Source organism: Citrobacter telavivensis, assembly GCA_009363175.1.
In the GTDB taxonomy this organism is placed as follows: domain Bacteria; phylum Pseudomonadota; class Gammaproteobacteria; order Enterobacterales; family Enterobacteriaceae; genus Citrobacter_A; species Citrobacter_A telavivensis.
This window is the reverse complement of record CP045205.1, coordinates 2,119,861-2,143,093: the sequence shown is the minus strand read 5'-3', so window position 1 is coordinate 2,143,093 and position 23,233 is coordinate 2,119,861. Positions and strand designations below refer to the sequence as shown.

Annotated in this window: 28 protein-coding genes, 1 tRNA gene and 2 pseudogenes; all 31 read right to left on the bottom strand. The window is 53.7% G+C overall.

From position 1 onward, the window contains the following. Positions 1 to 97: 97 nt before the first annotated feature. Complete coding sequence (locus GBC03_12530) at positions 98 to 673, bottom strand: hypothetical protein (protein ID QFS70969.1); 576 nt, start codon at positions 671 to 673, stop codon at positions 98 to 100. Between the two features lie 2 nt (positions 674 to 675). Continuing rightward, a complete protein-coding gene (locus tag GBC03_12525) occupies positions 676 to 1,113 on the bottom strand; it encodes a hypothetical protein (GenBank protein ID QFS70968.1) in 438 nt (145 codons plus the stop codon). Between the two features lies 1 nt (position 1,114). After that, complete coding sequence (locus GBC03_12520; GenBank protein ID QFS70967.1) at positions 1,115 to 2,509, bottom strand: hypothetical protein; 1,395 nt, start codon at positions 2,507 to 2,509, stop codon at positions 1,115 to 1,117. 4 nt (positions 2,510 to 2,513) lie between these two features. Beyond that, positions 2,514 to 3,455, bottom strand: coding sequence for a hypothetical protein (locus tag GBC03_12515; GenBank protein QFS70966.1), 942 nt, complete (start codon positions 3,453 to 3,455; stop codon positions 2,514 to 2,516). After that, complete coding sequence (locus tag GBC03_12510; protein ID QFS70965.1) at positions 3,439 to 3,876, bottom strand: hypothetical protein; 438 nt, start codon at positions 3,874 to 3,876, stop codon at positions 3,439 to 3,441. Before GBC03_12510 ends, GBC03_12515 begins: the two co-directional genes overlap by 17 nt. Beyond that, positions 3,873 to 4,301: a hypothetical protein gene (locus tag GBC03_12505; GenBank protein QFS70964.1), complete on the bottom strand. Its 429-nt coding sequence runs from the start codon at positions 4,299 to 4,301 to the stop codon at positions 3,873 to 3,875. The genes GBC03_12510 and GBC03_12505 overlap by 4 nt, the downstream gene beginning before the upstream one ends. After that, positions 4,298 to 4,780: a hypothetical protein gene (locus tag GBC03_12500; protein QFS70963.1), complete on the bottom strand. Its 483-nt coding sequence runs from the start codon at positions 4,778 to 4,780 to the stop codon at positions 4,298 to 4,300. The genes GBC03_12505 and GBC03_12500 overlap by 4 nt, the downstream gene beginning before the upstream one ends. A gap of 68 nt (positions 4,781 to 4,848) precedes the next feature. Beyond that, positions 4,849 to 5,880, bottom strand: a complete 1,032-nt coding sequence (locus GBC03_12495) for a DUF2184 domain-containing protein (protein QFS70962.1) — start codon at positions 5,878 to 5,880, stop codon at positions 4,849 to 4,851. Positions 5,881 to 5,896: 16 nt separating this feature from the next. Further along, positions 5,897 to 6,757, bottom strand: a complete 861-nt coding sequence (locus GBC03_12490) for a hypothetical protein (protein ID QFS70961.1) — start codon at positions 6,755 to 6,757, stop codon at positions 5,897 to 5,899. Positions 6,758 to 6,772: 15 nt separating this feature from the next. Beyond that, the gene (locus GBC03_12485) at positions 6,773 to 8,377 is read right to left on the bottom strand and encodes an NUDIX domain-containing protein (protein QFS70960.1); all 1,605 of its coding nucleotides are present in this window, start codon (positions 8,375 to 8,377) and stop codon (positions 6,773 to 6,775) included. A 12-nt stretch (positions 8,378 to 8,389) separates the two neighbouring features. Next, complete coding sequence (locus GBC03_12480) at positions 8,390 to 9,214, bottom strand: hypothetical protein (protein QFS70959.1); 825 nt, start codon at positions 9,212 to 9,214, stop codon at positions 8,390 to 8,392. Next, positions 9,211 to 10,638, bottom strand: coding sequence for a DUF1073 domain-containing protein (locus GBC03_12475; protein ID QFS70958.1), 1,428 nt, complete (start codon positions 10,636 to 10,638; stop codon positions 9,211 to 9,213). Before GBC03_12475 ends, GBC03_12480 begins: the two co-directional genes overlap by 4 nt. Positions 10,639 to 10,649: 11 nt before the next feature. Beyond that, complete coding sequence (locus tag GBC03_12470; GenBank protein ID QFS70957.1) at positions 10,650 to 11,981, bottom strand: terminase; 1,332 nt, start codon at positions 11,979 to 11,981, stop codon at positions 10,650 to 10,652. A gap of 1 nt (position 11,982) precedes the next feature. Beyond that, the gene (locus GBC03_12465) at positions 11,983 to 12,723 is read right to left on the bottom strand and encodes a hypothetical protein (protein ID QFS70956.1); all 741 of its coding nucleotides are present in this window, start codon (positions 12,721 to 12,723) and stop codon (positions 11,983 to 11,985) included. A gap of 337 nt (positions 12,724 to 13,060) precedes the next feature. Further along, the gene (locus GBC03_12460; GenBank protein ID QFS73986.1) at positions 13,061 to 13,558 is read right to left on the bottom strand and encodes a hypothetical protein; all 498 of its coding nucleotides are present in this window, start codon (positions 13,556 to 13,558) and stop codon (positions 13,061 to 13,063) included. Positions 13,559 to 13,605: 47 nt separating this feature from the next. After that, positions 13,606 to 14,025 carry a structural protein gene (locus GBC03_12455; GenBank protein ID QFS70955.1) on the bottom strand — a complete coding sequence of 140 codons (420 nt, stop codon included), beginning with the start codon at positions 14,023 to 14,025 and terminating at the stop codon, positions 13,606 to 13,608. Further along, complete coding sequence (locus GBC03_12450) at positions 14,012 to 14,341, bottom strand: phage holin, lambda family (GenBank protein QFS73985.1); 330 nt, start codon at positions 14,339 to 14,341, stop codon at positions 14,012 to 14,014. The genes GBC03_12455 and GBC03_12450 overlap by 14 nt, the downstream gene beginning before the upstream one ends. Positions 14,342 to 14,530: 189 nt before the next feature. Then, positions 14,531 to 14,605, bottom strand: a tRNA-Asn gene (locus tag GBC03_12445). 219 nt (positions 14,606 to 14,824) lie between these two features. Continuing rightward, positions 14,825 to 15,508 carry a DUF1133 family protein gene (locus GBC03_12440; GenBank protein ID QFS70954.1) on the bottom strand — a complete coding sequence of 228 codons (684 nt, stop codon included), beginning with the start codon at positions 15,506 to 15,508 and terminating at the stop codon, positions 14,825 to 14,827. Then, complete coding sequence (locus GBC03_12435; protein QFS70953.1) at positions 15,505 to 16,116, bottom strand: recombination protein NinG; 612 nt, start codon at positions 16,114 to 16,116, stop codon at positions 15,505 to 15,507. Before GBC03_12435 ends, GBC03_12440 begins: the two co-directional genes overlap by 4 nt. Next, positions 16,109 to 16,279, bottom strand: a complete 171-nt coding sequence (locus tag GBC03_12430) for a NinE family protein (protein ID QFS70952.1) — start codon at positions 16,277 to 16,279, stop codon at positions 16,109 to 16,111. The genes GBC03_12435 and GBC03_12430 overlap by 8 nt, the downstream gene beginning before the upstream one ends. Next, the gene (locus tag GBC03_12425) at positions 16,276 to 16,713 is read right to left on the bottom strand and encodes a recombination protein NinB (GenBank protein ID QFS70951.1); all 438 of its coding nucleotides are present in this window, start codon (positions 16,711 to 16,713) and stop codon (positions 16,276 to 16,278) included. The genes GBC03_12430 and GBC03_12425 overlap by 4 nt, the downstream gene beginning before the upstream one ends. A 186-nt stretch (positions 16,714 to 16,899) precedes the next feature. After that, positions 16,900 to 17,103 (bottom strand): annotated as a pseudogene (locus tag GBC03_12420) (hypothetical protein). Positions 17,104 to 18,006: 903 nt separating this feature from the next. Then, positions 18,007 to 18,378, bottom strand: a complete 372-nt coding sequence (locus tag GBC03_12415) for an ead/Ea22-like family protein (protein QFS70950.1) — start codon at positions 18,376 to 18,378, stop codon at positions 18,007 to 18,009. Further along, positions 18,375 to 18,656 (bottom strand): hypothetical protein, encoded by a 282-nt coding sequence (locus GBC03_12410; GenBank protein QFS70949.1) that lies wholly within the window; start codon positions 18,654 to 18,656, stop codon positions 18,375 to 18,377. Before GBC03_12410 ends, GBC03_12415 begins: the two co-directional genes overlap by 4 nt. Then, positions 18,653 to 18,841, bottom strand: a pseudogene (locus GBC03_12405) (hypothetical protein). The gene GBC03_12410 and the pseudogene GBC03_12405 overlap by 4 nt, the downstream one beginning before the upstream one ends. A gap of 176 nt (positions 18,842 to 19,017) precedes the next feature. After that, positions 19,018 to 19,332 (bottom strand): protein ren, encoded by a 315-nt coding sequence (locus tag GBC03_12400; protein QFS70948.1) that lies wholly within the window; start codon positions 19,330 to 19,332, stop codon positions 19,018 to 19,020. Beyond that, entirely contained in the window at positions 19,322 to 20,695 is a 1,374-nt protein-coding gene (locus GBC03_12395; GenBank protein ID QFS70947.1) for an AAA family ATPase, read from the bottom strand. The genes GBC03_12400 and GBC03_12395 overlap by 11 nt, the downstream gene beginning before the upstream one ends. Next, positions 20,692 to 22,068: a DNA replication protein gene (locus GBC03_12390; protein QFS70946.1), complete on the bottom strand. Its 1,377-nt coding sequence runs from the start codon at positions 22,066 to 22,068 to the stop codon at positions 20,692 to 20,694. Before GBC03_12390 ends, GBC03_12395 begins: the two co-directional genes overlap by 4 nt. A gap of 242 nt (positions 22,069 to 22,310) precedes the next feature. Further along, complete coding sequence (locus tag GBC03_12385; protein ID QFS70945.1) at positions 22,311 to 22,877, bottom strand: hypothetical protein; 567 nt, start codon at positions 22,875 to 22,877, stop codon at positions 22,311 to 22,313. A 30-nt stretch (positions 22,878 to 22,907) separates the two neighbouring features. After that, positions 22,908 to 23,141: a transcriptional regulator gene (locus GBC03_12380; protein QFS70944.1), complete on the bottom strand. Its 234-nt coding sequence runs from the start codon at positions 23,139 to 23,141 to the stop codon at positions 22,908 to 22,910. Positions 23,142 to 23,233: the final 92 nt, after the last annotated feature.

Sequence of the window (23,233 nt, the reverse complement as noted above, 5' to 3'; positions counted from 1 at the left end):
GAGATAATAAAGCGCTGCCTGAACTGGGATGGGCTGGCGTATTCTTCGCCAGCTATTTCCCTTACAACGTCCCTGAACCCCTCGTTAGAGGCCCAGTCTAGGAGGGTATAAACGACGTTTCCTGCGGGGCAGTCTGGTTCGGGGTATCGGTATCCGTTTTCGACGTCAGTAAAGAACCTCGCCACTCCGTAGCGGTCGATAACGTTAACTGACCACCGAACATACCGATCACGCTCCCCACCGTCGGTTTGATGAGTTCCGGTTTCTGAATGGCAGAGGAAACCATAAAAAAAACGATTTCGCCTTCCACCTCACGAAACTCGTCAGCAGAAATAATGCCCTGTTTCATCGCAGAATCTAACGGCACAGATTTCCACTGACCGTTGTCATTAAAAATGACCGTTGTCTGACGCTGGATTTCATCAACAATGTTTGGGCTACCCTCCCCGGTTACCTCCTGTTCCTTTTTAATTTTCTTCCGGAGCATCATTGCAGCTACCCGGGCCGCACCAAGCCCACCAACCTGAGCGATGAAGCTGGTAAACAGACTACCGAGCATCAGGCAATGCTCTTCCACCACCTCATAGGGGAAAGGTGAGGTGTGAACGTAAATGAGAGAGCCGTCATCACGGCTGATCGAACAGACCAGATTAAGTTTTTTATCAATTTTCACGGTCAGATCCACATGTTGTCGTTAGTGATGAGGTAGCCGCTGATGGTTACCACGTACCCGGCATCCATGCCGTTAAATGGCATTTCGTTAAAGTTGACCAGATAGCAGTTAAGCAGGGTGAAGTTGCCAAATGTGGTTGCGTCCGGGGTAACGACCACCTCGCCAAGCGCTGTGTCCGTCGTAAAGCGCTGTTGATAGCTTGCGGCAAGACCCTGAGTGCGCAGCATGTGGACGGTTAAGGTAACCTGCTGATACGGTACCTGACTGCCAACAGTGCCGGTCATGGTCGGCAGAATGTCCGTTGCAGGACCGTCCGGGCGTATGCTGATCCCGTCTTTACCAAGATAAGATGCGGTGACATTCAGAGCCGGAACATCAGTGATGGAAACCGCTCCACGGACGCGGTTGAGGAATCCCTGTGGTACTAATGGGTTTGCCATTTTATGCCCCTACAAAGTTGGTTACGTTGACGTTAAACGTGATGGATTCGAAGCCGCGGCGCGGCGTCATTACGGTACTCAGGCCAGCGTATTTTCCAGCAGCGTAATCGGACGGATTCAGGCTGTTGTAGTTACTGAACGGAACGGCGTTAATCACCGCGTTCCCGGCATACGTGCCTTTCTCGTACTCGGTATTGAAATCCTTCTGTGTCAGTTCGGTGCCAATCACGCGACCGAGAATCAGGCCGTAACTGATGCCATTCCGCATTGTTTTAAGTGCGCGGCGCTGAAGGCGGTCAATGCCGTTCTGCTCGTAGTAAAGCGGGTTAATGTTGGTATTCGAGCCGTTGATGATTTCATTAGCCAAATCTAGCTCGAGGTTGATAGCAACCCAGGCCACTGAGTACCAGTAGTTGAACGGGTTACCGTCCAGCATGTGGCCTGCCACCAACATCTTATTGCTCAGGCCACCCTCTGCGGCGGTGCCGATATAGTTGATGCTGTTGTCCTGCAACTGCTTCAGCAGCGTGCCGTTACCTTCGATCGGATATTCAGTTACACCGTAGCCGAAGCGATAAGCCATCGGAGGAACCATATTCGACGACCCAGGATCATTAGCCAGCGATGACTGGAACGGGAACGCCATGGAAAATTCTGTAGCAGGAATTCCCGGCGCTTCCACGCCTGCCAGGACAGACTTATTTGCCGTCGCAACCCATGATTCATAAGTTGCTATCGTCGTGGTCACGAAGAAGTAAACCAGAGACGCCGGGCTGGTGTACTGACCTGTCAGGGTTTTGAATGTTGCCTCGGAGTCCCACTCTCGCGGCACCAGGTATGAGAAGAATTTCTGGTAGGTGTTGCCCAGCGAAATATCCTCATCGATGAAGTCAGCCAGTGCAGCCACAGCAGCAGCGACAGACACGTCGCCCAGCTCCAGCACGTAGACCGCGCGGGTAGTTCCCTGAGCCCAGAACGTGGTGTTCATCTCGATGATTTCGTTTGCCGCTACGGTTTTCACCGTACCCATAACTGTTGCCGTTCCTGGGTCTGTAGCCAACGGATAAGTGAAGGCGGTAGAAGTGGTCACAGTGGCGGTTACGGCGCGGTTATAAGCTGCTGGAGTAACGCCAGAGACAACCAGCGGGATAGTGTTGCCAACGTTCCAGCCATGCGCTGCCGAGAGGGTCACCGTGACCACGCCGGTTGCCCAGGTGATAGTTGAAATAGTTTTAGCCGGTGAGGTGATATCCTTCAGATCGTCTTTCGTCGTCAGGAGCTGGTACTCACCTGCAGCCAGGGTTGTTCCGCCCATGGAGATCATCGCGCCGGATTTGAGCAGCTGAGAGGGCTTCGGTGGATTGGTCACCGAGACGTTAATGTTAACAATTGCCATTTATTTATTTCTCCGGGTAAATGGACGGAATCGCTGACGTGATCAGCTTGCGCGCGACGTTCCGCATGCGCTGCTGGTAATAGTTGACTTTGAACTTGATGGTTTTTCTCATGGCTATGATGTTCAGCTCGTTCTGCGTGACGCGCTCGTCCTGAACGACAGGGATATTCATCACGCCCATTTCCGCGTCATCGCCGAGCGTGTACTGCTGCACGTACCTCAGAAAATCTTCAACTCCGGCATTACGCAGGCCAGTGATGGAGATCGTCACATCCTCGGAAACCAGCTGATACTGGTTCTGCTGCTCATCGAGGTAAAAGCTCCCGGCAATCGGCGCAGTGTTGCTGCACTTCACCGTCGCATACGGCGGTGAAAGGTTCTGCGTCGACAGCATGGCCGGAAACATCGGCATGTACTGGCTCAAAGTCAGCCATACCGGCAATGAGCTCGAAACCACCACATCAGACAGATCGATATCGTCAGCAGAGTTGATGATCTGCGACCGCATGTAGGGGAATATTGCCTCCCCTGTGTAGTGGTAGAGGTTGGCCGGTTCGTTCAGCCCGGTGCGCCGGGAGAAAGAAAACTGGATACCGAAGAACTCGCCGATGTACAGGACATCAGAACCGATGTCGTTGAACGGGTCGATATCCGCCTGAGCGGTAAACGTCACGACGTTCCGGTCATAGAGCTGCTCATCGTCCTGGATGGTTTCGGTCGTCAGGTGCAAATAGCCTTTAACTTCAACCGTATCCGGCTCGCTGCTGGGGTCGTCCGACAGAACAGAAGCTTTCACCCAGAAGACGAACCCATCGAGGGGCAGCACCTTGCGGATATACTTCGTGAACGTGACCACCTGAAAGCGGCTCAGGTCGTCAAGACCCTGCGTCAGGGTGGCGTTAAGCTCGGTTTTTGCAGTCTGCTGCAACTCACTCAGGGAAGGCATTCAGCACCCCGCTTACCCAGGCGCACATCGCCCCTTGGTAGGTTCCGGTATCAATGAATGAAGGGCGAGGTTTCGGCCCTTTTCCGCTTTTGAATCGCTTCGAAATACCCTCCAGCGCGCGCTTCGTTGGCACTCCAGGCAATCCGTTCATTTCGGCGTTGTCGAGGAATCCGACGAACAGGTCATGGATCTGTGACATTGATTGTCGAAAAGGGTCACTCTGTGGCGGGAAGCCTGCAATCAAGTTTTCCAGTTGTTCCGCCATGTCCTTTGCCATCAAATCAGCGATGTCGTTGCTGTACCTGTCGAAAAACGTCTGCATGATCTGGTACTTTTCCTCCAGATACTCGGCGACGTCTCCTGTTGTGGTGTTCTCGTCCTCATACGGGACGTCAATCACTCCAAGGTGGAAGGTGATCATGACAGCCCCCACAGGCTGCCGAACTGCTGGGCAATCATCAGGTACCGGCGGCCCCATGGGTCCTGCAACATCTGCAGGTCAGCCAGCGACAGGTCTTTGAAGAAGTCCGGAACCAGGCGCTGAGCGCTGGTTGAGTTATCCCCTGCACCAGTAATCACGCCAGCCTTGAAATCGTTCAGGCCATACGTTTTCCTGAACTCGGCGAATACCGATTCCGTGCCATAGTTGACCAGGAAAGACGCGCCCAGGTTGTACACCGCAACGGTGTACAGGTTCGGCGTGACGCACGCGATATCAGGGTTTACCCACTCAACCGCGCCGCCATATGCCAGGTTGAAAGACGGCGAGTCGTCGGGAACCTGCGCGGCGGTCACGCCCATGTCAGTTCGAACGAATTCGATGAATCCCGACAGGCTCGTTGTCATTTTTTCTTGCTCCCGGATTTTTCAGTCACGATTGTTTCGTTAACCGTTGGGGTGTCTTCGCTGTCTTCGCGGCCTTTCGCCTGCTCAGCGCTGACTTCCATTTCGCCGGAATAGCCGGTACCGCTTTCGCGCAGAGAACTATCCAGAGCCGCTACGGATGCCTGGCGGCGGCCGTGGGCGCCACGGGTCAGGTGAATATCGTTATCGCGGATTGCTTTTTCGATTACCGACGCTGATACAGGCTTGTTCAGGCTGTAGCACAAGCCGACAAACGCCTGGCTCTGGTCGATTTTCGTCGAGTCAACCAGACCGTAAACCTGGTGATGCTGCACCACTGCGTCAACTTCTTCAGTTGAGCCATCCAGCACCATCATCTGATCGCCGTGGTTAATCGGGATCTGAATAAGGCGGCCGGTCTCCAGCTTGCGATAGGCGAAAATCTGGCGCTGCTTGGTGGTGTTAGCGATATAGAGTTTCATTGGTTACCCTCGTAAAAAAGCCCCTGCTGAGTCTCCCCGGCAGAGGCTTAACCACATCAAAGAATGGATCAGGCGCTGTAATCCATGGACAGGATGGTGATTGCTTCCGGACGAACTGCCCAGCCTGCGGTAGAACGCATTTCGGACAGAACATCGATGGCACCACCAGCGATCGGCGTCGGAATCTCGCGCGGCGCGGCCATGTCGGTAAACATCAGCGCGTTCGCGGCAAGAGACGGGGTCAGCTTGGCGAATTCGTTGGTGTTTACGGTAGAGTTGACCATCGGCACTTCGACCTCAGGGATGGTGATCACCACCGCGTCGGTACCGCCAGCACCAGCGCCGATCAGGGTATCGTCATACACCCAGTCAACCTGGACGTTTGCGCCTTTCAGCACTTCTTTCACTGTGCCGCCGACGGTGTCAGTACCACCACCAGGACGCTGGTAAGAAGTCAGCTGAACGATCTGCTGAATCTCCATGGCACCGAGGACGCGCTGCGGACCAAGGATAACGACGCGCTGCTGTCGGCCCAGTTGCATGGTGCGTGTCAATGCTGCCTGTACGTGACCCAGCAGATATACCGCCATCTCACCATGGTCATAGGTCAGCACAGTGGTGTTGCTGTTACTGTCCGGAGGCAGGGACTCGGTAGTCGCGCCAGCAGTGTTCAGCAGGCCTTCACCGCCAGCAGGGTTCATGCCGTACAGCAGAGCAGAGCGCAGCTGCTGGAAAATACCCTGACGCATGCCCAGGCGCTGGGCTTCCGGCAGTGCAAAGTTCCAGTTACCGGCAGCGGCCATGTCATGGTGATCGTAGATACCACGGCAGCGGAACAGGTAGGTTGGGGTGGAAATCATCTTCGCATCCAGCGCCACGCTCGGCAGTTGGTTACCGTTACCGGACTGGCTGGAAGTGGTCTGGGTGCGAATATCCAGGCGGCGCATGTAGACGTACTGATCGCCCACGCCGAGACGGACTTGCGGGTTACCGCTGGCGATGGTTTCGAACGCACCTGATGCCTGCTGGTAACCAATGATCATCTCCGGAGCGATGTACGATGGATTGACGATGGTGTAGCTGGGGGTAATTGCAGCCATTTAATTCAGCTCCCGATTAAAGTAAGACCAGCGCGCAGCTGTCGGTGTTATTCCAGGTCAGGAATCCCGTCACGCTGTCATAGCTGACAGTCTTGGAGTTTCCTGATTCGATGGCGAGCACTTTTACCGGCAGCGTGATGTCGGAAAGAGTAACTGCGCCGATGGTTCCCTGCGTGGTTGCAGCGCCGCCTGGTGCAGTTGCCGGGGCATAGGTGAAGGTCGTTGTGTTCACGACTGAAAGCACGACCACAGTACCGTTGTACGCAGCAGGAGCGACGCCGCTGATTTTCACGTACTGGCCAGCAGTAAGGCCGTGTGCCGATGCGGTGGTAGCCGTAGCCACACCATTGGCATAGGTCACCGCAGTTGTCGCGATATCAGCGCCAGCGAAACCGGCAGCCGCCGCAGTGGTGATCTGGTTGTTCACAAAATCCCAGGCCAGCGGCGTTTTCACTGAAGCGCCGGAGGTACCCAGCGCAACAACCTGCGCAGATGCTTTCAGCGGAACGCGCATGTTGGAGCCCAGGCGGTAGTAAGAAACGCTCATGCCAGAGGCGTACAGCGGGACCGGCGACTGCGGAGTGGTCAGGCCGTTGTGAGCCTGATTGAAGACAGTGAAGCCTTCCAGTTCAGCAACAGACACAGCGCGACGGATGGATGACCCGCGCGGGCTTGAACTGGTGCCAGGCAGAAGTTCAGCAACCGGCAGACCGCCCCAAAGTGGTTTGGTTTCCGTTGCCGCCACGGTGCCCGCCGCCAGATTGAAGCGGTTAGCCGGGTCATCCAGCGCCACGCCCTGAATATAACCGTCGGACTGCACACCGAAGGAGCCCAGCGCATTCGTGGTTGCCATCGGGTTAAGAGATAAGTTAGCCATGCTTGAGAGCTCCCGTTAAGCCTGGTTGTTGAAACTGGTTACCTGACGTTTGCCGGACTGGAATGGAGCCCAGGTGGCAGCAGGATCGCCTTCGAAGGTGCTGATCTGGCGACCGGTCGCATCAGCGCGTTTAATTTCGCGCAACATGCCTGGGCCAACTGTCAGACTTGCTGATTTTTGTGCATCGGCATAAATCTGCTTCTCAGCCACATTGAGCAGCGCAGAATCAGCGATTGATGACAGATCTACGGACTTGAAGTCCGGAGAATGCTCCTGCAACTGGATCATCAGTCGGCGTCGGTACGCCAGCGGCTTTTCACCAGACAGCGGAACCGGTGCGCGCTTGCCGAAGCAGGAGAACACGCTATCGGCCTTCACCTGTGCGTCGGCGACTTCGTTACGCTCTTCATCGCTCAACTCAGCTGGGATGCGGGAGCGCAGGTCGGCGATCTCCTGGCGCAGCTGAGAATCAGCCTTTTCTTTCTCCATACGTTCTGCATCTTCAGCGTCGGCCTTCTCTTTGGCTTCAGCATCTGCTTTTTCTTTTGCTTCCTTTTCTTCGGCTTCAGCTGCATCCGCTTTTTCTTTTTCCTCAGCGTCAGCTTTCTCTTTAGCTTCGCGCTCTTCAGCGTCAGCTTTTTCTTTCGCATCGGAGTCGGCCTTTTCTTTCTGCATGTCTGCCAAGCACTCACGCATTAGGGCCTTCAATTCCTCTTTGTCCATCTTTTCAGCCTCGTTTGGAATGGAATCAGATTTAACACCAGTAGGGGCAAGGAGCTTGTCCCATACGCCCTGTTCACAAATTGCAACGTGGTCGAGCAATACCGGGGAACCTTCCACCAATAGAGGCTGACCGTCGATTTTGATGATTGAGTCCTGCGCTTCGCTGTACGTGACGGTTGGCGAGGTGCTCAGCTGCCGTGTCGCCATAATTTCGGCGGCTTCAGCGTCATATACCCGGGCAATAGCCCAGACCTCGCCATTATCAGCAACCCAACTGTTCGTCAGGGTGCCGATAACACGCTTCGCGAATTCATCGCTATCGAGCTTGTTTTTCTCCGGGTGCAGCCAGATAAGTGGTACACCGGCAACTCGCTGGAGAAACTCTGGGGTGAGATAGTCGTCCGGGTTACGGAAGGCCATCTGTTGATCTGCGGAGCGCCAGGTAACCCCTGTTCCGGTTACCCGGATGGCGAACATCCACATGTTGATAAAGAATTGCGGGCTGCTTAGCGTCCCGTCAGCGATGAGCGCGGCCACTTCGGTCTCATTGAGCGCCTGCTGCGCCAGCATCTCAGCGAATGGCTGATGAAGCGGCGTGGGCAGATCGTCAATGTGAAACCATCCGGCGGCCAGCGATTCGTCGTTAAGCTTCGCCTCGAACCTCTCCGGCACCTCGGCGCGAAACGTCAGATAATCGCCGTATACGCTGTGCGGGGTCAGCGGGCCATCGTACTGATAGCCCACCTCTTCCAGCACCTCGCGGCGCGCGGCATCAATAGCCAGCTCGCCCGGCTCTACCGTGCCGCCAGGCTGGCACCACGTACCATCATCCGAGCGCTGGATCAGGAAGACGAACTTACCCTGACGGAACATTATCCCGCTGCCAAAAATAGCCACGTTTTAATGCTCCTATGCTGCTTTCTTCATCGACTCCATGAACTTCTGCCCCTTCTGGGTCAGCATGTATTCAGGAATGCTTCGGAGGTTGTAGATGTAGGTCACGTAGCACTGACAAAAAACCTCTTCGCCAGGCTGAGTGATTTCATCGAGGTAACCGGCTGGACCAGCTTTAACGTAACCGTTTTTTTGCGCCCAGTTCCCGCGAATCAGGTAGTACAGTTGATCGCGTTCCTTGTGGTCTTCCCGGAAGTCATAACCCGGACGCCGCCAGTGGCTGTGCCATATCGCTGCAATCGCGTTATTGCTGGTTGCGATCACGTTGTCGATGTTGGCTATCAGCTTATGGTTCTGGTCGATCATCACCCGGCGCGCTTCATAGTCGACCTTCTCGGCGGCCTTCTGAATGTGCGCTGCCGTCTCCCGCATCGTTCCCTGAATGCCGGTCAGCGCAATGCTGTCTGCTGAGGGAATGCTGCTGGCCCAGCCGCTAAACCGCGACAACGTGGTGTCGATGGCTTTTTTGCGGTTGAGCTGGATTAGGTCAGCGCTGGCGAGGATCCGCCTGTCGAGCTCCGTCCTCAGCTTCGGCTCAAGGTAGTTGAGCGTGAACCGGGATATGCCCTGATGGCGCTTCAGCGCGCCAGCGCGGCCCACCTGCAGGTCGTATGCCTTCGTCAGGTTGCGGGTGACCATCGCCATGTAGTCATCGGCGGTTTCGCTTTCGGCGGCCTGGCGGATAATCGCCTGCCAGCGCTCCAGCTCTTCACGGGATGAGTAGCCGTTGCGGAGAAAGAACTTCACCGCATCTCTCACTGTTCGGGTGAAAGTGTTCATACCAAATTCCAGTCGACATCTGGCTTTTCGGGGTTGCCATCAGGGTTGGTAGGAGGTCTTTTCTTCAGATCATCGAAATCCAGATCAAGCCTCTGCGGGAAAAGGTTTTCATTGGCGTTTGCATTAGATTGCATCCACTCAATCAACGCAGCTCGGTTTTCAGGGTCATTATTTAACTGTGGAAGCAATAACTCACCCATGCTTATCAATGAGTTGAATCGTATTTCGTCTACCTTAACTTTCTCGCTTTCCGGCTCTTTCAGAGATGACGGCCAGCGATATTCGAAGTTATTTATCCAGCTCGCGAAATACACGCTGTAGGTGTTTTTCAGCTCCGGAAAGTCGGCTCTGAGCGACTGGAAGAACTCAATGCTCCAGGCGCGGTACTGGCACACGCGGATGAAGAAAGCATAAAGCGGGTCCAGCCACTCGCGGATGTTGTCGATGTACACCGCCACGGCGCGGGCATCTTCAGTGCCTTCACCGAAGCCCTGGGCGAATGTCTCAGAGTTGAGGATGATCGCCGGCATGTCGGCTGCGGCGGCCACGTTCTCGAGAATGTGCTTACGCGCAGAGTCGAGAGGCTTTTCCAGGTTGCTCAGGTCGATTGACTCGATATTGTCGCTCTCGCCGATCTGCAGGACCTCTCCCGTCTTCCCGCGCTTCAGCATCATGCGCTTGATGCCGCTGAGCTTCTGCATCATGTTGTTGACGACGGAGCTTGGCCCCTTGATTTTCGTCACCAGCAAGCCGCCTTTCACCGCAACCATATCGTCGGTGCGCATGGTCTGGATGAAAGACTTCAGCGGGTAGAGGGCGCGCTGGTACACGCTGCGACCGGTGAAGCCGAACGCCGCCTGGTTGTATGCGAGGTAAATCGGATCCTCGTTCTGCACGACGACACAGCGCGATTTGTGATACGGCTTGCCAGCAACCCGGATTCCGTCGACTTTCTGGAAGTCCTGCGCGTTCGGGTCCTGATTCAGCACGATACTGCCGGCGGTGTTCAGCGGGTCGAGAATGTTAAAGCTGACGTTGTGCTTGTACAGCGTGCGGTAGTCCAGCGATTCATTCGGCTCCTGGTTATCCACCAGCATTGCGATCGCTGATACGCCGTAAATTCGGGCGATGCGCGCGGCGTTGGCGATGTGCTGGTTGGCACCCATCGCTTTCCACTCGCGCTCGAACGCGTCGCGCAGGCGCTGTTCAAGCCCATAGGACTGGGCAACATGCACGGTGCGCGGCTCATTCATCGCCATTTTAATCGGGCGATCCACCATCTTGCCGCCCAGCGGGTGATAGAGGTAAACCGTTTTGCAGGTCTGATAGCCAGCCGTGGAACCTGGCTGGATGTCGTCGCTGTCCAGCAATGCCATCAACTCTGAGTGAGAGCAGCTGCCGATTTCGAAATCGTCTTCGTTCATTGGTTCTCTCGTCAGATTGCGTCGCCGCTGCCGAAGGCGATGATCAGCCCGTAGGTGTAATCATCGAGCAGGTCATCGGCGCGCTTATGCGCTTTCTTGTCGGCAAGGTGGAATCGGGAAACCTGCTTGTGCAGATGGTTTGCTGTCTCGCCCTTGAAGACGGCTGTCTTCTCGTAGGCGTATCGGGATATTTTCGCCAGGCCGCGGTAGTGATAACCGGAGGCCATAATGGCGCGCTCGTCCTTTCCTTTGCTGGTCAGGGCGGACTCAATTTTGTTGACCGGCCATCCAAGGCTTTCGCCTTTCTGCAGGAGGATGCTGCCCATGCTGGCGTCTTCTATGAACACGCCAAGGCTGCCGTTGATGGCAACGCACTGGCCGGAAAGCTCATTGAGGCGGTCGAACACCGACGGCATCCACGTTTCCAGCAGCGCGCCGTCAATCTGCACGACATCCCAGTCCAGAATGGTGAGGCGCTGAATGCCGGGCCGGGTGTCGACGGCGTAATACACCACCGCCGTGCCGTCATGCTCTGAACCACCTTTGACAGCGGTATCCATGACAGCGAAGACGGCCTGGCACATTTCAGGGTAATCGACAGGCTGATCCTGATTCTCACCCTCGAACCATTTGCGGACGTCGAACAGCGAAGCGGCGGACCAGTCGACGAACTCGGCCAGAAACTCCTGGCGGAACACGCGCGGGTCGTTGTTGGCCCTCTCCTTCTCCAGTTCTTCCGGCGGAACAAACGGGTTTGAGGATGTCGGCGCGTGATGCTCGATAAAGCCAAGGTTCTTGTCGTGGCAGATGGCGTAGAAGAAGTTCTCTTCGTCCACCCCGTCCGGCGTTGAAAATACGTAGGCCCGGCCTTTCGTCGTCAGCAGCGTTGGCTTAATCGACTTCGGCCAGATCTCCCTCAGCATCTCCGGTGATTTGGTGAACGCTGCCTCATCTATCAGGATTATTTCGTATTCACGACCACGACCAGCCAGCTTGTTATCGTTTGTTACCCAGAAGTCTATCTTCCCGCCGTTCTTCAGCATCAGGCGTTTTTCCTGACGGCTGAAACTCTTTTTTAACGGCAGCAGGACTTCTTCCAGCTTGTCGTAAATTTCCTGATACTGACGGTATTCAGCGGTAAAAATCCCCACCCTGCCGCCGAGCTCAATATCCATGCCAGGCCGCTTAAACTTCGTTGTAGCGTAAGTCACCGCTGCGCTGGAGAGCATGAAGGTTTTACCCCAGCGTCGGCCACATCGAACAGCGTTTAACTGGTGATCCCAAGAATCGGACCAGACCATTAACTGCCCATCGTGAAGAGTGGGAAGGTAAATGTCAGCCATATTATCTTCCCGGTATTGGCAGCGAGTTATGAACGACAATCGCGTTGTCTTTATCGCCGTCTCTCATCACGTCAATTTCCAATTCCACTTTTTCAGTGGCGGCTTCTCTATACGCAGCATCGACATGAAGCTTTGCTATCGATCCCTTGGTGTATTCCAGGGACTCAATGCGCGCCGTGTTTCGGTGCATGGCTTTCTCAGCTGACGAGATAAGCGAGTGCAGATCTTTAACCTTGTTGTCATCAACAATCTCTAATTCTGCCTGCCAGCGACCGATATTTTCCGCCGCCGTCAGATTCGCCGCGCGCAGCCAGAAAAGCTCATCGTCGAGCGTGAGCAGCTTCGCGTCTTCGGTGATGGCATCAGAGAGAAGCATGCGGCGCCCATACCCCCCATGTTTGAGGGCTTGCTGATTACCAGGCTTGAATGGATTTGTTGGCGGTGATCGCCTTGAACCGCGTATCGGTTTCGTTTCTGGAGAATTTGAGGGTTTTGGGCTACCTTTGCATTTGTCTTCGGTTTCAGAATCCCCACGCTTACTGATTTTTCCCTTCTGCGAATTCGCAGTTTTATTCGCAATTTTTTTTTGCGAATTCGCACTACCATTCGCAATCTTGATGTAGCGCTTTGCGGTCGAGTAATTCAGTCCCTGAGCCTGGCACCAGTCTTTGGGGGAAATACCTGTTTTGGCATGCTCGGCGAGGAACTGGTGTTGCAGTGCTCCCCAGTCCGGTTTTGCCATATCTGATCACCTGCCTGTTTGTTATTATCGAAGCCCCTCAGCGAAGAGCTTCTGTAATACTTTGCCACTTCCCGGAGTGGCCACGCTCATGCCCTTGAGTTGCTGTCGCATCATCGCCGCTGATAACCGGTGCGCGTTTGGCGATCGCGCTGCCTTCCCGGAGCTTATTGTTATCTATGAACCCTTACCCATCACTACACAGGCTCGCCATTACGCGACTCGGAGCAGCATCACTACTGCTGCATTGCCTATCGGCTGCGGTCAATCCGCTTAATGCTTCATGGTCTTATCCTCGCGTGGGGATATTTAGTAATTTATCCGCACAAGGGGATAAGGCTCATTTTCGGTCCTGCTCGATTTGACGTATGCCAGCCAGTTGGTTATTCGCTTTTTCAATAGCGGCCAGCAACGGCTTAATCCAGAGAACAGCCTGGCAATACGTCAGCGTGCCGGTGGAAGTGGCGCTATCACTGGCTGCGTCAGCGTTCCCGGAATCGGCTTGCATTGCGCTGGCACGTAAACTGTTCGCGTAGCTGAGCAGCCCACCAGCGACATCAGCAGGAACAGGCAGATCACAGGTTTTTTCACGTCGAAGAATCTCCCGGTATTCGATGACAGTTTTTTCGGTACCTGCATCGATCAACGAATTAAGGCGACTGGAATTCTCGGCCACCTGATTGAAGCGGTTGAAGTTGAGTGCCTGAGTGGCAATAACCTGTCCCTGCAGCGAGTTGTTATTGCGAAGAACATCATTATCACTTTGAAGTAGAGCGACATCAGAACGGCTATTTGCCAGCAGGATACACAGCACGGCGACAACGATAACCATGGTCATCACCGCCAGTGGCTTCCAGTATTTTTCCACCAGCGCGATATTCATGATTACCCCGCCAGTTCGACTGCACGAACAAACGTATCGAAGCCGTAAGGCTGGCTACCGTTTTCATGCTTAATGATGGCCTGTAACAGCTTCATCATGAACCGGCTGTCGCTGGTATCGATGCGCTGGTCGGGGGTGACGCCCGTCGCCTGGGCCACGCTGTTGATATATGCCTGCGTGTTGTTCTCGTTCGGCGGTGCCCAGCGTTTAATAATGCCACTTACCGTGTTCAGACCGTGCTTACGCTGGTAATTGCGCAGGATGATGATCATCGCCCGGATACCATACTCAGGTGTGGTGAACTGGCAGAATGATTTATCAGTGCGCTGTGCTTTTGGTACCAAGCCCTGCCACTCATCACCCCACCGGATATTGCCGGGATTGTTGTTGCGGATACCGCGGGAAACATTACTGGTTGTCATCGTTCACTCCTGCCCGTTTTTTAAGTGCGCTGATAGCGATCTCGCGCAGCTTGTCCACGCCGACGAATCCAATCACGCCACCAACAAAGGGTGATATCGATACCGGAAGTCCGACAACATCAAGCGCACTGGTGATACATAAAGAAAGAGCGCCGCAAAGGACGCCCTCAAGCCATTTATTCTTACGGGTGGCACCGTCGTATATCAGTCGACCGTAGGCAATGAGTCCGGCCATTGACGCCCCCAAAATCTGGGGCCACGCATTTTTGAGTCCGGTCAAAACCGCAGCCCAGAATTCAGGGTTTTTGTCATTCATTTTCATAGCCTCACCTCGCATAGTTAGCAGGTGCTGTTTGTAGTAAGGGAGCAGGCTTCACGGGCTGGATTTAACAACGAAGCATGTCGATGATGATTCCCGGGGCCTGAAATAGAAAAAGCCAGCACGATGGCTGGCAAGATGAGGGTAGTGCGTTGAGCTTTCGCTCTTATGGTCCTGGTAGGTATTTGGCGTGACAGGAAGGATTCGAACCTTCGACCAATCGGTTAACAGCCGATCGCACAACCTCTGTGCTTCTGACCCTGAATGCAAAAAGCCCCGCACGATGGCGAGGCTTCGAATAACAACGCCATCATCCAGATGGCGGCCTGATTACTCAGGTCTTGGAGAACCTCTCAGCCCTCTACGGTTGGAGTACCAGACGATGCGTCGAAGATACCAACTAGGCGGTTCAGTGGTGAGAGCCGCCTCTTTTTCCTCACCACCTCGCTCTTTCGCCTTCGACGTCCGAGCATATATGAATTATGCATCTTCAAAACTTGTTTTCAAGTCTTTTTCGCAAGTTTTTGCATTTTCGAAGCCTAATTCATCTTTTAACGTGAAGAAGACAGCAGAATTGAACAGATCGATACACCACCGAACGCGATCGATGCACTGCTTTTCAGTCAAGAAAGGCGCGTGGTGATACTGCATCCAACGGGCCATATCGTTAATGGTCTTGCGCCATGTGTAATAGTCCTTCCCTATCTCGTAGACGATGCTATTTTTTGGGAATGATTTGAGAATCACTCTCTCCATAAATTCAGCCTCTTCTTCATCAGCAGCATTTCCCATCAGATCGGATAGAGACTTTTTAGGCCAGATGATAGCTTTTGCCTGCATGATAAGCTGATCTCCTGAATACCCCATCTTGCGAAGACCGGCGAGTACGGTAGTAATCCTCTCCTGCTGCTCACCTGTCCATCCAGTGAGTATCATCGACCACATGCCGCCACCTCCAGACAGATATGAGGTGTCACTACCACCAAACTCTCTTCCCCAAAGTCCTAATAACGAACGAACCCACCGACTTTGAGCAGGAGTGAGGCGGCGATATTTCCCAAGATATGAGCGCCGCGGTACAGAAGCCAACTTCATCCATGAGCATTCAGGATCGGCACGCAGTACCGATGCTTTCTGGTAATTTTCGATATCGGTGCGGGTCATGCTGCCTCCTGCTGTTTCAGTGCGCGAAGGTCTGCTCGGGCTTTGGCGCGGATGCCATCGAGCTCTTCTCGGGTGTATCGGTGGGTTTTGTTGTTGGATTCCAGCGCCAGCACGCGCTCTTCTCCGATCAGTTCGACCAGAGCGGCACGGTACGCCTCAATGTTCCCGGACTTGTGAACGTTGCAGGCGGAGCACTGGAGCCAGATATTGTCCGGATTAAAGCGAAGCTGTGGTGCGGCGGCCGTGGTACGGTAATGCCCGGCATGCCAGGCAAAGGCGGTCTTCGTTCCGCAGGATATACAGCCATGCCCGGCGGCCAACAGCATTTCGCGCCGCCAGTCGTTGAAAGCTCGCTGAGTCATCTGCACCCAGTGGCGGATTGGCTTCAACTCGTTGCGACGTTCAGCACGACGCTTGCGCCCGGCCTTCTCTGCCTCTTTCTGCTCCTTGATGCGTTTAGCCGCGGCTTTCACCTTCTCCTTTTCGCGCTCTTCCAACGCGAGGATTGCGCCGTGCTCCGGGCAGCACCATCGGATCCGGATGTCGTGGAATTTCGGCACGAAGTATTCACCGCACACTTTGCACTTACGGCGGGTTGGTTTACGCATGCTTTCTCCGTGCCGCGAGACGCAGCCATTTCTTATCCACCAGGCGGGCGGTGTAGCCCTTCAGTGTCGGGATGTCGGACGGCTTAACCGCGGGCTTACGTTTGCGGCGTGCCGGAACGCGGAAGATTTCGTTGGTGATGACGCGTGCGAGAGGGTTATTCATGCAAGCCTCCCGAAATAATCGCCACGGTAACGGACATCGCGAAGCTGTATGTTCTGGCTGACGGCGAAAGCTTGGGTGTACTCAATCAGACTATTCATCCGTTTGATCCCCATCGATGAGGTGCTTTCGCGAATTGCCACCAATTCGCCCTCAATCCCGGCAACAACCTTCCCCTGCCCGCCAGTGGCAATGGAGTGACCGGAAACCAGAATTGATTTCCATGACGGAAGTGACCACGCAGAGCCAGCCCACTCAATGCGATGCTTAGCCAGGTCGCCGCAAAGCGCGTGGAACAGTGAATTCTGAGGAAGAGTGCGCTTAGGGTCGGCAAAACTCACCACGAGCGGGAAATCTGCGTTTACAGGCTGCTTGTTGATGTAGTCAATGAGGTTGCGGCGAACCTGCTCGTCGCGGAGGTAAAATTTGATACTCATACGCCACCTCCGATAGGTAGCGCAGAATACAGAAAATCGCAGGTGCATTTCTGCATCTGTGACTGGAGAAGTGACTTCAGATTTTGTGTGCGCATAAACGTCCCCGTTTAGCGCAACCCCATCGCCGGGTGTTCAGACCGACGATGGTTAATTATAACATCACTTTTGAAAAATGATTATCAAGAATCACTCTAACTTCGGCGCCGCTGCAATCATTGCCGCCCAGCACAACTTAGCCCGGTGCGCAGCTTGCTGGCATCCACTCATGTCGTCGTATACTTCCCACTCCTTCTCATCACTGAAACTCTCATCAGGCTCTGATTCAAAGCCATTAACGATCATGTCTTCAGTCGGCTCAATCGGCACCATCACCCAACCTTCCGGAATTACCGGAGAGTTGCCAGCCTGAGTTGCCGACTCTCTCCCTGCTCTAAATGCAAACTCAGCCATCGTACCAAGCATCTGTTTTGCAGATGTTGTGTAATTCTTTTGCTGATAATTTTCATGCCAGAATCTGCCAAACCACGAGTAGAAGTTGTCATCAGCATCAGCTTGCACTAACTTTAATTCAGGCATGTGCGGACCTTTTCGAATCGCCTTTGCAAGCTCAATAGGGTCATCGTAAAGCCAGTCGCCGGTTTGTGGGTGATTGGCTTCTGCCAGTCGTGCGGCCCACTCCAGGCCGTCTTTATGCCCCTGCATGTAGTCCATCGGCAACTCATCACGATTACTTACAGGTTGGCTACCCTGAAGAATGGCGCCGCGGCATTCATTCCACCCTCGCTGATGTGCGCAATCCTCAAGGCTAGGCACGCCATGACAATCAGTTACGTAATCGCTATCATTTTTCTCAGGCGGCACTACCGGCGCTGGCGGGGCGGCGTAAAGCTGGTGCGTTCCATCTGGCAGCGAGTGACCTACATACTCACCAAATCCATCAACGCACATGCCCCCATCCTCAACGATGCATGACGCCACTGGCGCAGCCTCCAGCGAGGCCAGCGCGATACGCGCCAGCGAAGAAGCCTCACCGCATTGAACGTGGTCAGTTTCGATAATTTGCTGTAACTGCTCTTTGGTGAATTCTTCGGTAATAGGGCTCATGGGTTAGTCCTCAGTATCCAGAGTACGCGCGGAGTGATGCTATTCTCGCGGTGATATCATTGATGATTTCTTCCACCACCACTGCGTGCTCATGCTCATCACGCAAGACGTCAAGGGCGCTGTCTATTTCACGGAGCATATCCTGCTGCCATTCAATGTCTTCTGATTCTGGTATTTCGTATTTCATACTCACTCTCCTTTCCACTGCTGACCATATGCCTGGATGGCTTGCTCGAACCCCGCCTGATTATCCGTTTGCCCGTAACTAAAGCCATGCTGGAGACCATGACGAAACGCGCTATCCTGCAATTTGTCTGCGGCTTCTAGTTTCAACTCCAGCTCAGCAATCAGCTTCTCTGCGGCTTCCAGCTCATCCAGCAGCGCCAGCATAGTTTCCGGTCCAGAGAGCAAGTTAAATGCATTCGCCGCGTCAACATCACCATCGACGTTTAACAACGCCTCATCAAATAACTCATCGTTAGGCATCATCAGCAGGCGTTTCATCGCTGGTAATGCTTTCTCCGCCGCTTCACGCAGCGCCTGTTTGTCGATGTTGCTCATTGGGCGGCCTCCTCACCAAAATCAAAAGTGGAAAACTCAATAATCTCCCACTCCCACCCTGGAGATAATTCGCATCGACCATATTCACCGTACTGACCTTCAAAGAAACTGGCCTCGATGGTGTAGGTACCATCTGTTGGCAAATGGTCGCCTCGGTTTTCAACAATTTCCTTCTCAATAGCTTGCAAGTCTTCAATGGTGCAAGCTCCACGAACGCCGCAAATATATGGGTCGCAGGCATCATCCATGACGAGTAAATCGATTGTTAATTTGCTCATGACTGCACTCCTTTGCGAAGCTGGGTGGCGAATCGTTCAGCATCAACAGCACTTCCGCAATATGAAGCGCGAGTCATGGAATCCAATTCGTAGCGGTTCATTCTGACGTATTCCTTCTGGCTTTCAGCAAACGACTCCACACCCTGCGCCCGCACTTCAGCCAGGAAGGCGTCCGTAGCAGGAGTTTCGCGTTTCGATGGCAGGTATGTGCCAGGATGTTTCAGGTCGTACACTTCCGCAGCCAGCGCCGCGAATGTGGTTTCAACCACGTTAAGCAGAGTCGTAACCTCTGTCGGTGACATGTGCTCACCGCAGTCGGCATTCATCCTGGCGTTTTTAATCAGATCTTCGTATTTGTTGCTCATACCCCTTCCCTCCCCCAAACCATCAATACTCGCTTCATAGCCGCGCTGTTGCGGCATTCCTGAAATATTCCGTTGGTGCAGCTGCGTGCGGTACCGGCCTGCTCTTCCTGCGTGGCCAGGCGATAAGTCACCGTTCGCCATACCTTGCTCACGCGCACAATCTTCCGGGCCCGCTCCAGATCGATAGCGTTCTTCGTGATGCAGTTGATGGTCATGCCGCACTCTGTGGCCACATCCTTCGCGGTGAAGGTCCGGTGCGTTTCGAGATAACGCAGGATTACCTGTTTGCCTTTCATCGTCTTAGCACTCATAGTCAGCCTCCTGTTGCATCTGGCCGCTGTAGGTGAAATCTACCGGGTCCAGGCCGGAGTAGCGGCTGCTGAAGTGGTAGGTCTTTTCTGCCCCTGGCGCATGGCGGGACTTCACACAGATGATTTCGGTGATGCCTTTCAGTTCGGTGTTCGGGTTGTATTTCTCATCCCGGTAGATCATGAAAATCACATCGGCTTCCTGCTCGATAACACCGGACTCGCGGAGGTCAGCTGCGACCGGGCGCTTATTAGCACGTTCTTCGACCTTACGGTTAAGCTGAGCCAGTGCGATGACCGGGCAACGCAACTCTTTCGCCAGGTTTTTCAGGCCGGTGGCGATCTCCCCTACGCTGCGGTTCATGTTCTCAGGGTCAGACATGCGCATCTTCTGGAGGTAATCGACAATGACCACACCAAGTCCACCCAGTTTCTTGCTCATTCGCCTGGCTTCCGCTCGCACCTGATGAACGCTGAGGGATGGCTTGTCATTGATGTAGATTGGAGAGTCGATGAACTCCTTCATGCAGTGACTAACCTTCCCCCATGCCTCGTCCATTTTCCCGCTAACTTTGCTCAGCAGATCTTCTTTGCTTACCCGCGCCCGGTGGAAAGCGACTCGCTCAGAGATTTGTTCCACTGGCATTTCGAGACTGAAGAACAGCACCGGCTTTTTGTTTTTCAGGCCTACGGTTTCTGTCACTGTGGTGCTAAACATGGTTTTCCCCATGCCAGGACGTCCGCCAACAACGATAAAATCCGTATTGTTGAATCCTCCGAAAGCGCTATCGATGGTCGACATGCCGAGCTCTGTTTTGTATTTCCAGATGTCGCCATTGATGATCGCCTGGATGGTTTCAAGCGACATATCGATTCCAGTGGTGATGTGTTCAGTTCCGTAGTCAGCGCTGTGCTCAATTCCAGAGATGTCGGCCTGAATGTTGCCGATGATGTCTGCGATACCCTCGGTCGTTGGTTCGGACAGCTTCTGGATCCCAACCTGTAACGCCAGGGTCATACGGCGACCAAGGTACATTTCCCGAAGCTTTTCGCAGTAGGCTGCAAGGTTTGCGAAAGACGGAGTGTTTTTGCTGCATTCAGCCAGGTAAGCGAATCCCCCGGCACTTTCCAGCGCGCCAAGCCGTTCAAGGTCGCTGGTCAACGTCAGCAGGTCTATCTTCTCCCCGGACTCGTTGAGGCGTTTGTAGGACCGCAGAGCCACCTTGTGAGGCGTTGCTGTGAAGTGGTCTTCAGTCAGCCCCTCAATCGCATCGGTAGCCATGTCCGCACCCTCTGGGCGACCTGCTGCAAGCATTATTCCGCCGATGACGGCCTGCTCAACGTATAAATCAATAAAACGGCTCATGCTTTCACTCCCTTGCGCTCACGGTGCTCGTTGATGGCCTGCTCGTAGACAGATCCCCAGTTCTTCGGATTCAGTATCCAGTCGAGAGTCAGCCATGGCTGATCGCCTCTGGTGCCGAACAGGGAAGACTTGCTAATCAGCTCGAAGGCCATTCCCATGTGCTTCAGTTCTCGCCAGTTGCCCTGGGTGGTTTTGCCGTTCCACACAGCTTCCAGGTCTCGATAGGCCGGACGGCGGCGGTTCCACTCATGCAGTGAAACGGCCTTCGAAGGGAATTTTTCATTCCAGAGCTTGATGATCTCTTCGTGCGGACAGGCTTTCGGGTTGCTTCCATGACCATCTGCCCATATCAGGGCGTCTGACAGGTATCCATCAAAGCGGGTCATACGGCACAGGTTCTCTGGCTTGAAGCTGTGACCCCAGTTCACATGGGCCCAGCGGATAACGAGTTTCAGCTCTTCAGCGGTGTAGCACTGGTCTTTGCTCTTCACCGTGGAGAGAGCTTTCTCGAAAGGCGCCAGTGCAGCACAACGACTACCCGTTAGCTCGTTGAAGTAATCCATCACTTCCTGAGCGAGTGAGTTTTCCCCCTGGGGGGATTTAGGGGGATCTTGTTTTTCTGTATTTTGATTATTGTCTTTTGTGTGTACCTCACGCTGTAAATCACGATTTACTGACGGTGTGACACTATTTGTCACAGACGGTGTAAAATATTCCATCACGTCGTTAATCTTATTTATTGCTTGTGCCACTGTGGTTTCGAACATCTCTCCGCGAATCATCTGCTCTTTCATCGCTTCATGAACCAGTGGTTCGATAGCCCCTGCGTGAAGATGGAAAGGAGAAACATAAAACACCTTAGGATTATTTCCTTCGAAGTAGTATTTAACCTCTCTTAGCCTTTCTTCCGCATCACGGGTGGTGAAGCCAATTTTCACAGGACCGAATTCATCTTCAGCAAAAACGTATATGTAACCAGCCTTGTGTTTTGTAGAGCCGTATTCTCTGCGACGCTCTGGTCTATCTACGCACCAATCTGAGATCACCTTGTTAATGCCAACCTTTCTTCCTTCGGTAACCAAGACCCGCATATTCAGCAACTCTGTTTTAGTTGAACTGCATCTTGTTCTCGGCATGCCTGTCATTTCTGAGAATTGCTCACCACTTATCCAGTCAAACGTCTTGTTAAATCCGTATGTTTTACGAATTACAGCTAGCAGGAGTTTCATCTGCCGAACGGTGAAGTTGTTAGACATAATGGCATCGAGCAAATCATTGGCGATGCGCGTATAGCCATCTTCAATATCTGCCACCTGTCGCTCCATAACCTCTTGTTGAGGTTTACGATAATCAGCTAACTTAACGACGCCCATGCTTCACCCCTGCCTGAATCAGTGCCAGTCTTGCCATGCCAACGAAGCGCTCAGCGAACGCCCGGTTTTTTGAGGCAGCGACAACCAGGCCATCTGGTGAATCTGGATGGCGACGTTCCTCTTTTTCCTGGTACTTTTTGCGAGTTTTTGACATACTTACTCCAGTTACTTGGCGTAACACAGTGTGATAAGGGCCTTTGAAGTGACCGCTTCAAGGGCTTTCGCTTTTTTGGTAGTACCCATCACATAACTCCCGGCGCCATAGCGGCCAGACTTGTCACCACCGCAGCGATTGATTCAGTTGGCAGGAAGCGCAGCAGTGCTTCAGCAGCTTCTCTCACCTCTTTCTCAAGGCGTTGTATCGGCTGACCAAGTAACTTCGCCTGATGTGCTTCAGTGCACTCTTTCATGGCCTCGGCTATCAGTTCGGCCTCAGTCTTTGCGACCAGACCGAACTCTCTCGCCACTTTCTCGTTATCCCGCGCCATCACGTCGATAATGACGGGGATCAGTAGCATCAACCCCTTGTCGTTCTTCGGGCCCGGATCGTTAATCATCCGGAAGAAGTTCTGCTTCGTGTTGTGTTCAGAACCTGCCAGTAACAACCCCTTCCCGCCGCGCGCCAGCCACTCTTTCGCAACCAGCTGAGAAATGTGAACCTGAGACTGGCCCGGCGTAGCTTTTTGCCAGGCCTTAACTGCCTCCCGTATTCGAGTTAGCTTACGGTTATTACGCGGAACACTTTGATAAATCGAAATCAACGGACGTTGTTCAAGTCCGGTACTCTGTTGATACGCAAGTGAATGCATTGCTTTCCCTTTCGTGGTTAGGGCCGCCGGTTAGGCGGCGTTATTGTCGGCCGGTGACGGGAACAGCGTCGGCAAATCAGGGCGAATCTGGTAGGCCTGAATCTCGCCACCAGTTGCTTTTACGATGCTGTTCACATGCTCCGGAGAAACCCTCGCTTTGTTGTGTAGCCACTTGTAAACCGCCTGCTGCGACACTGCGCACGCTTCACCAAGGGCTTTTTGTGACCCGACGATGGTGATAGCGGTTTTAATGGTTGGGTTCATAACAACCTCCATAGTGAACATAAACGAAGAATAAAACTATGGTTGTATTTAGTCAACAACCATTTTCGTTTGATGGAATAAAACCACGGTTG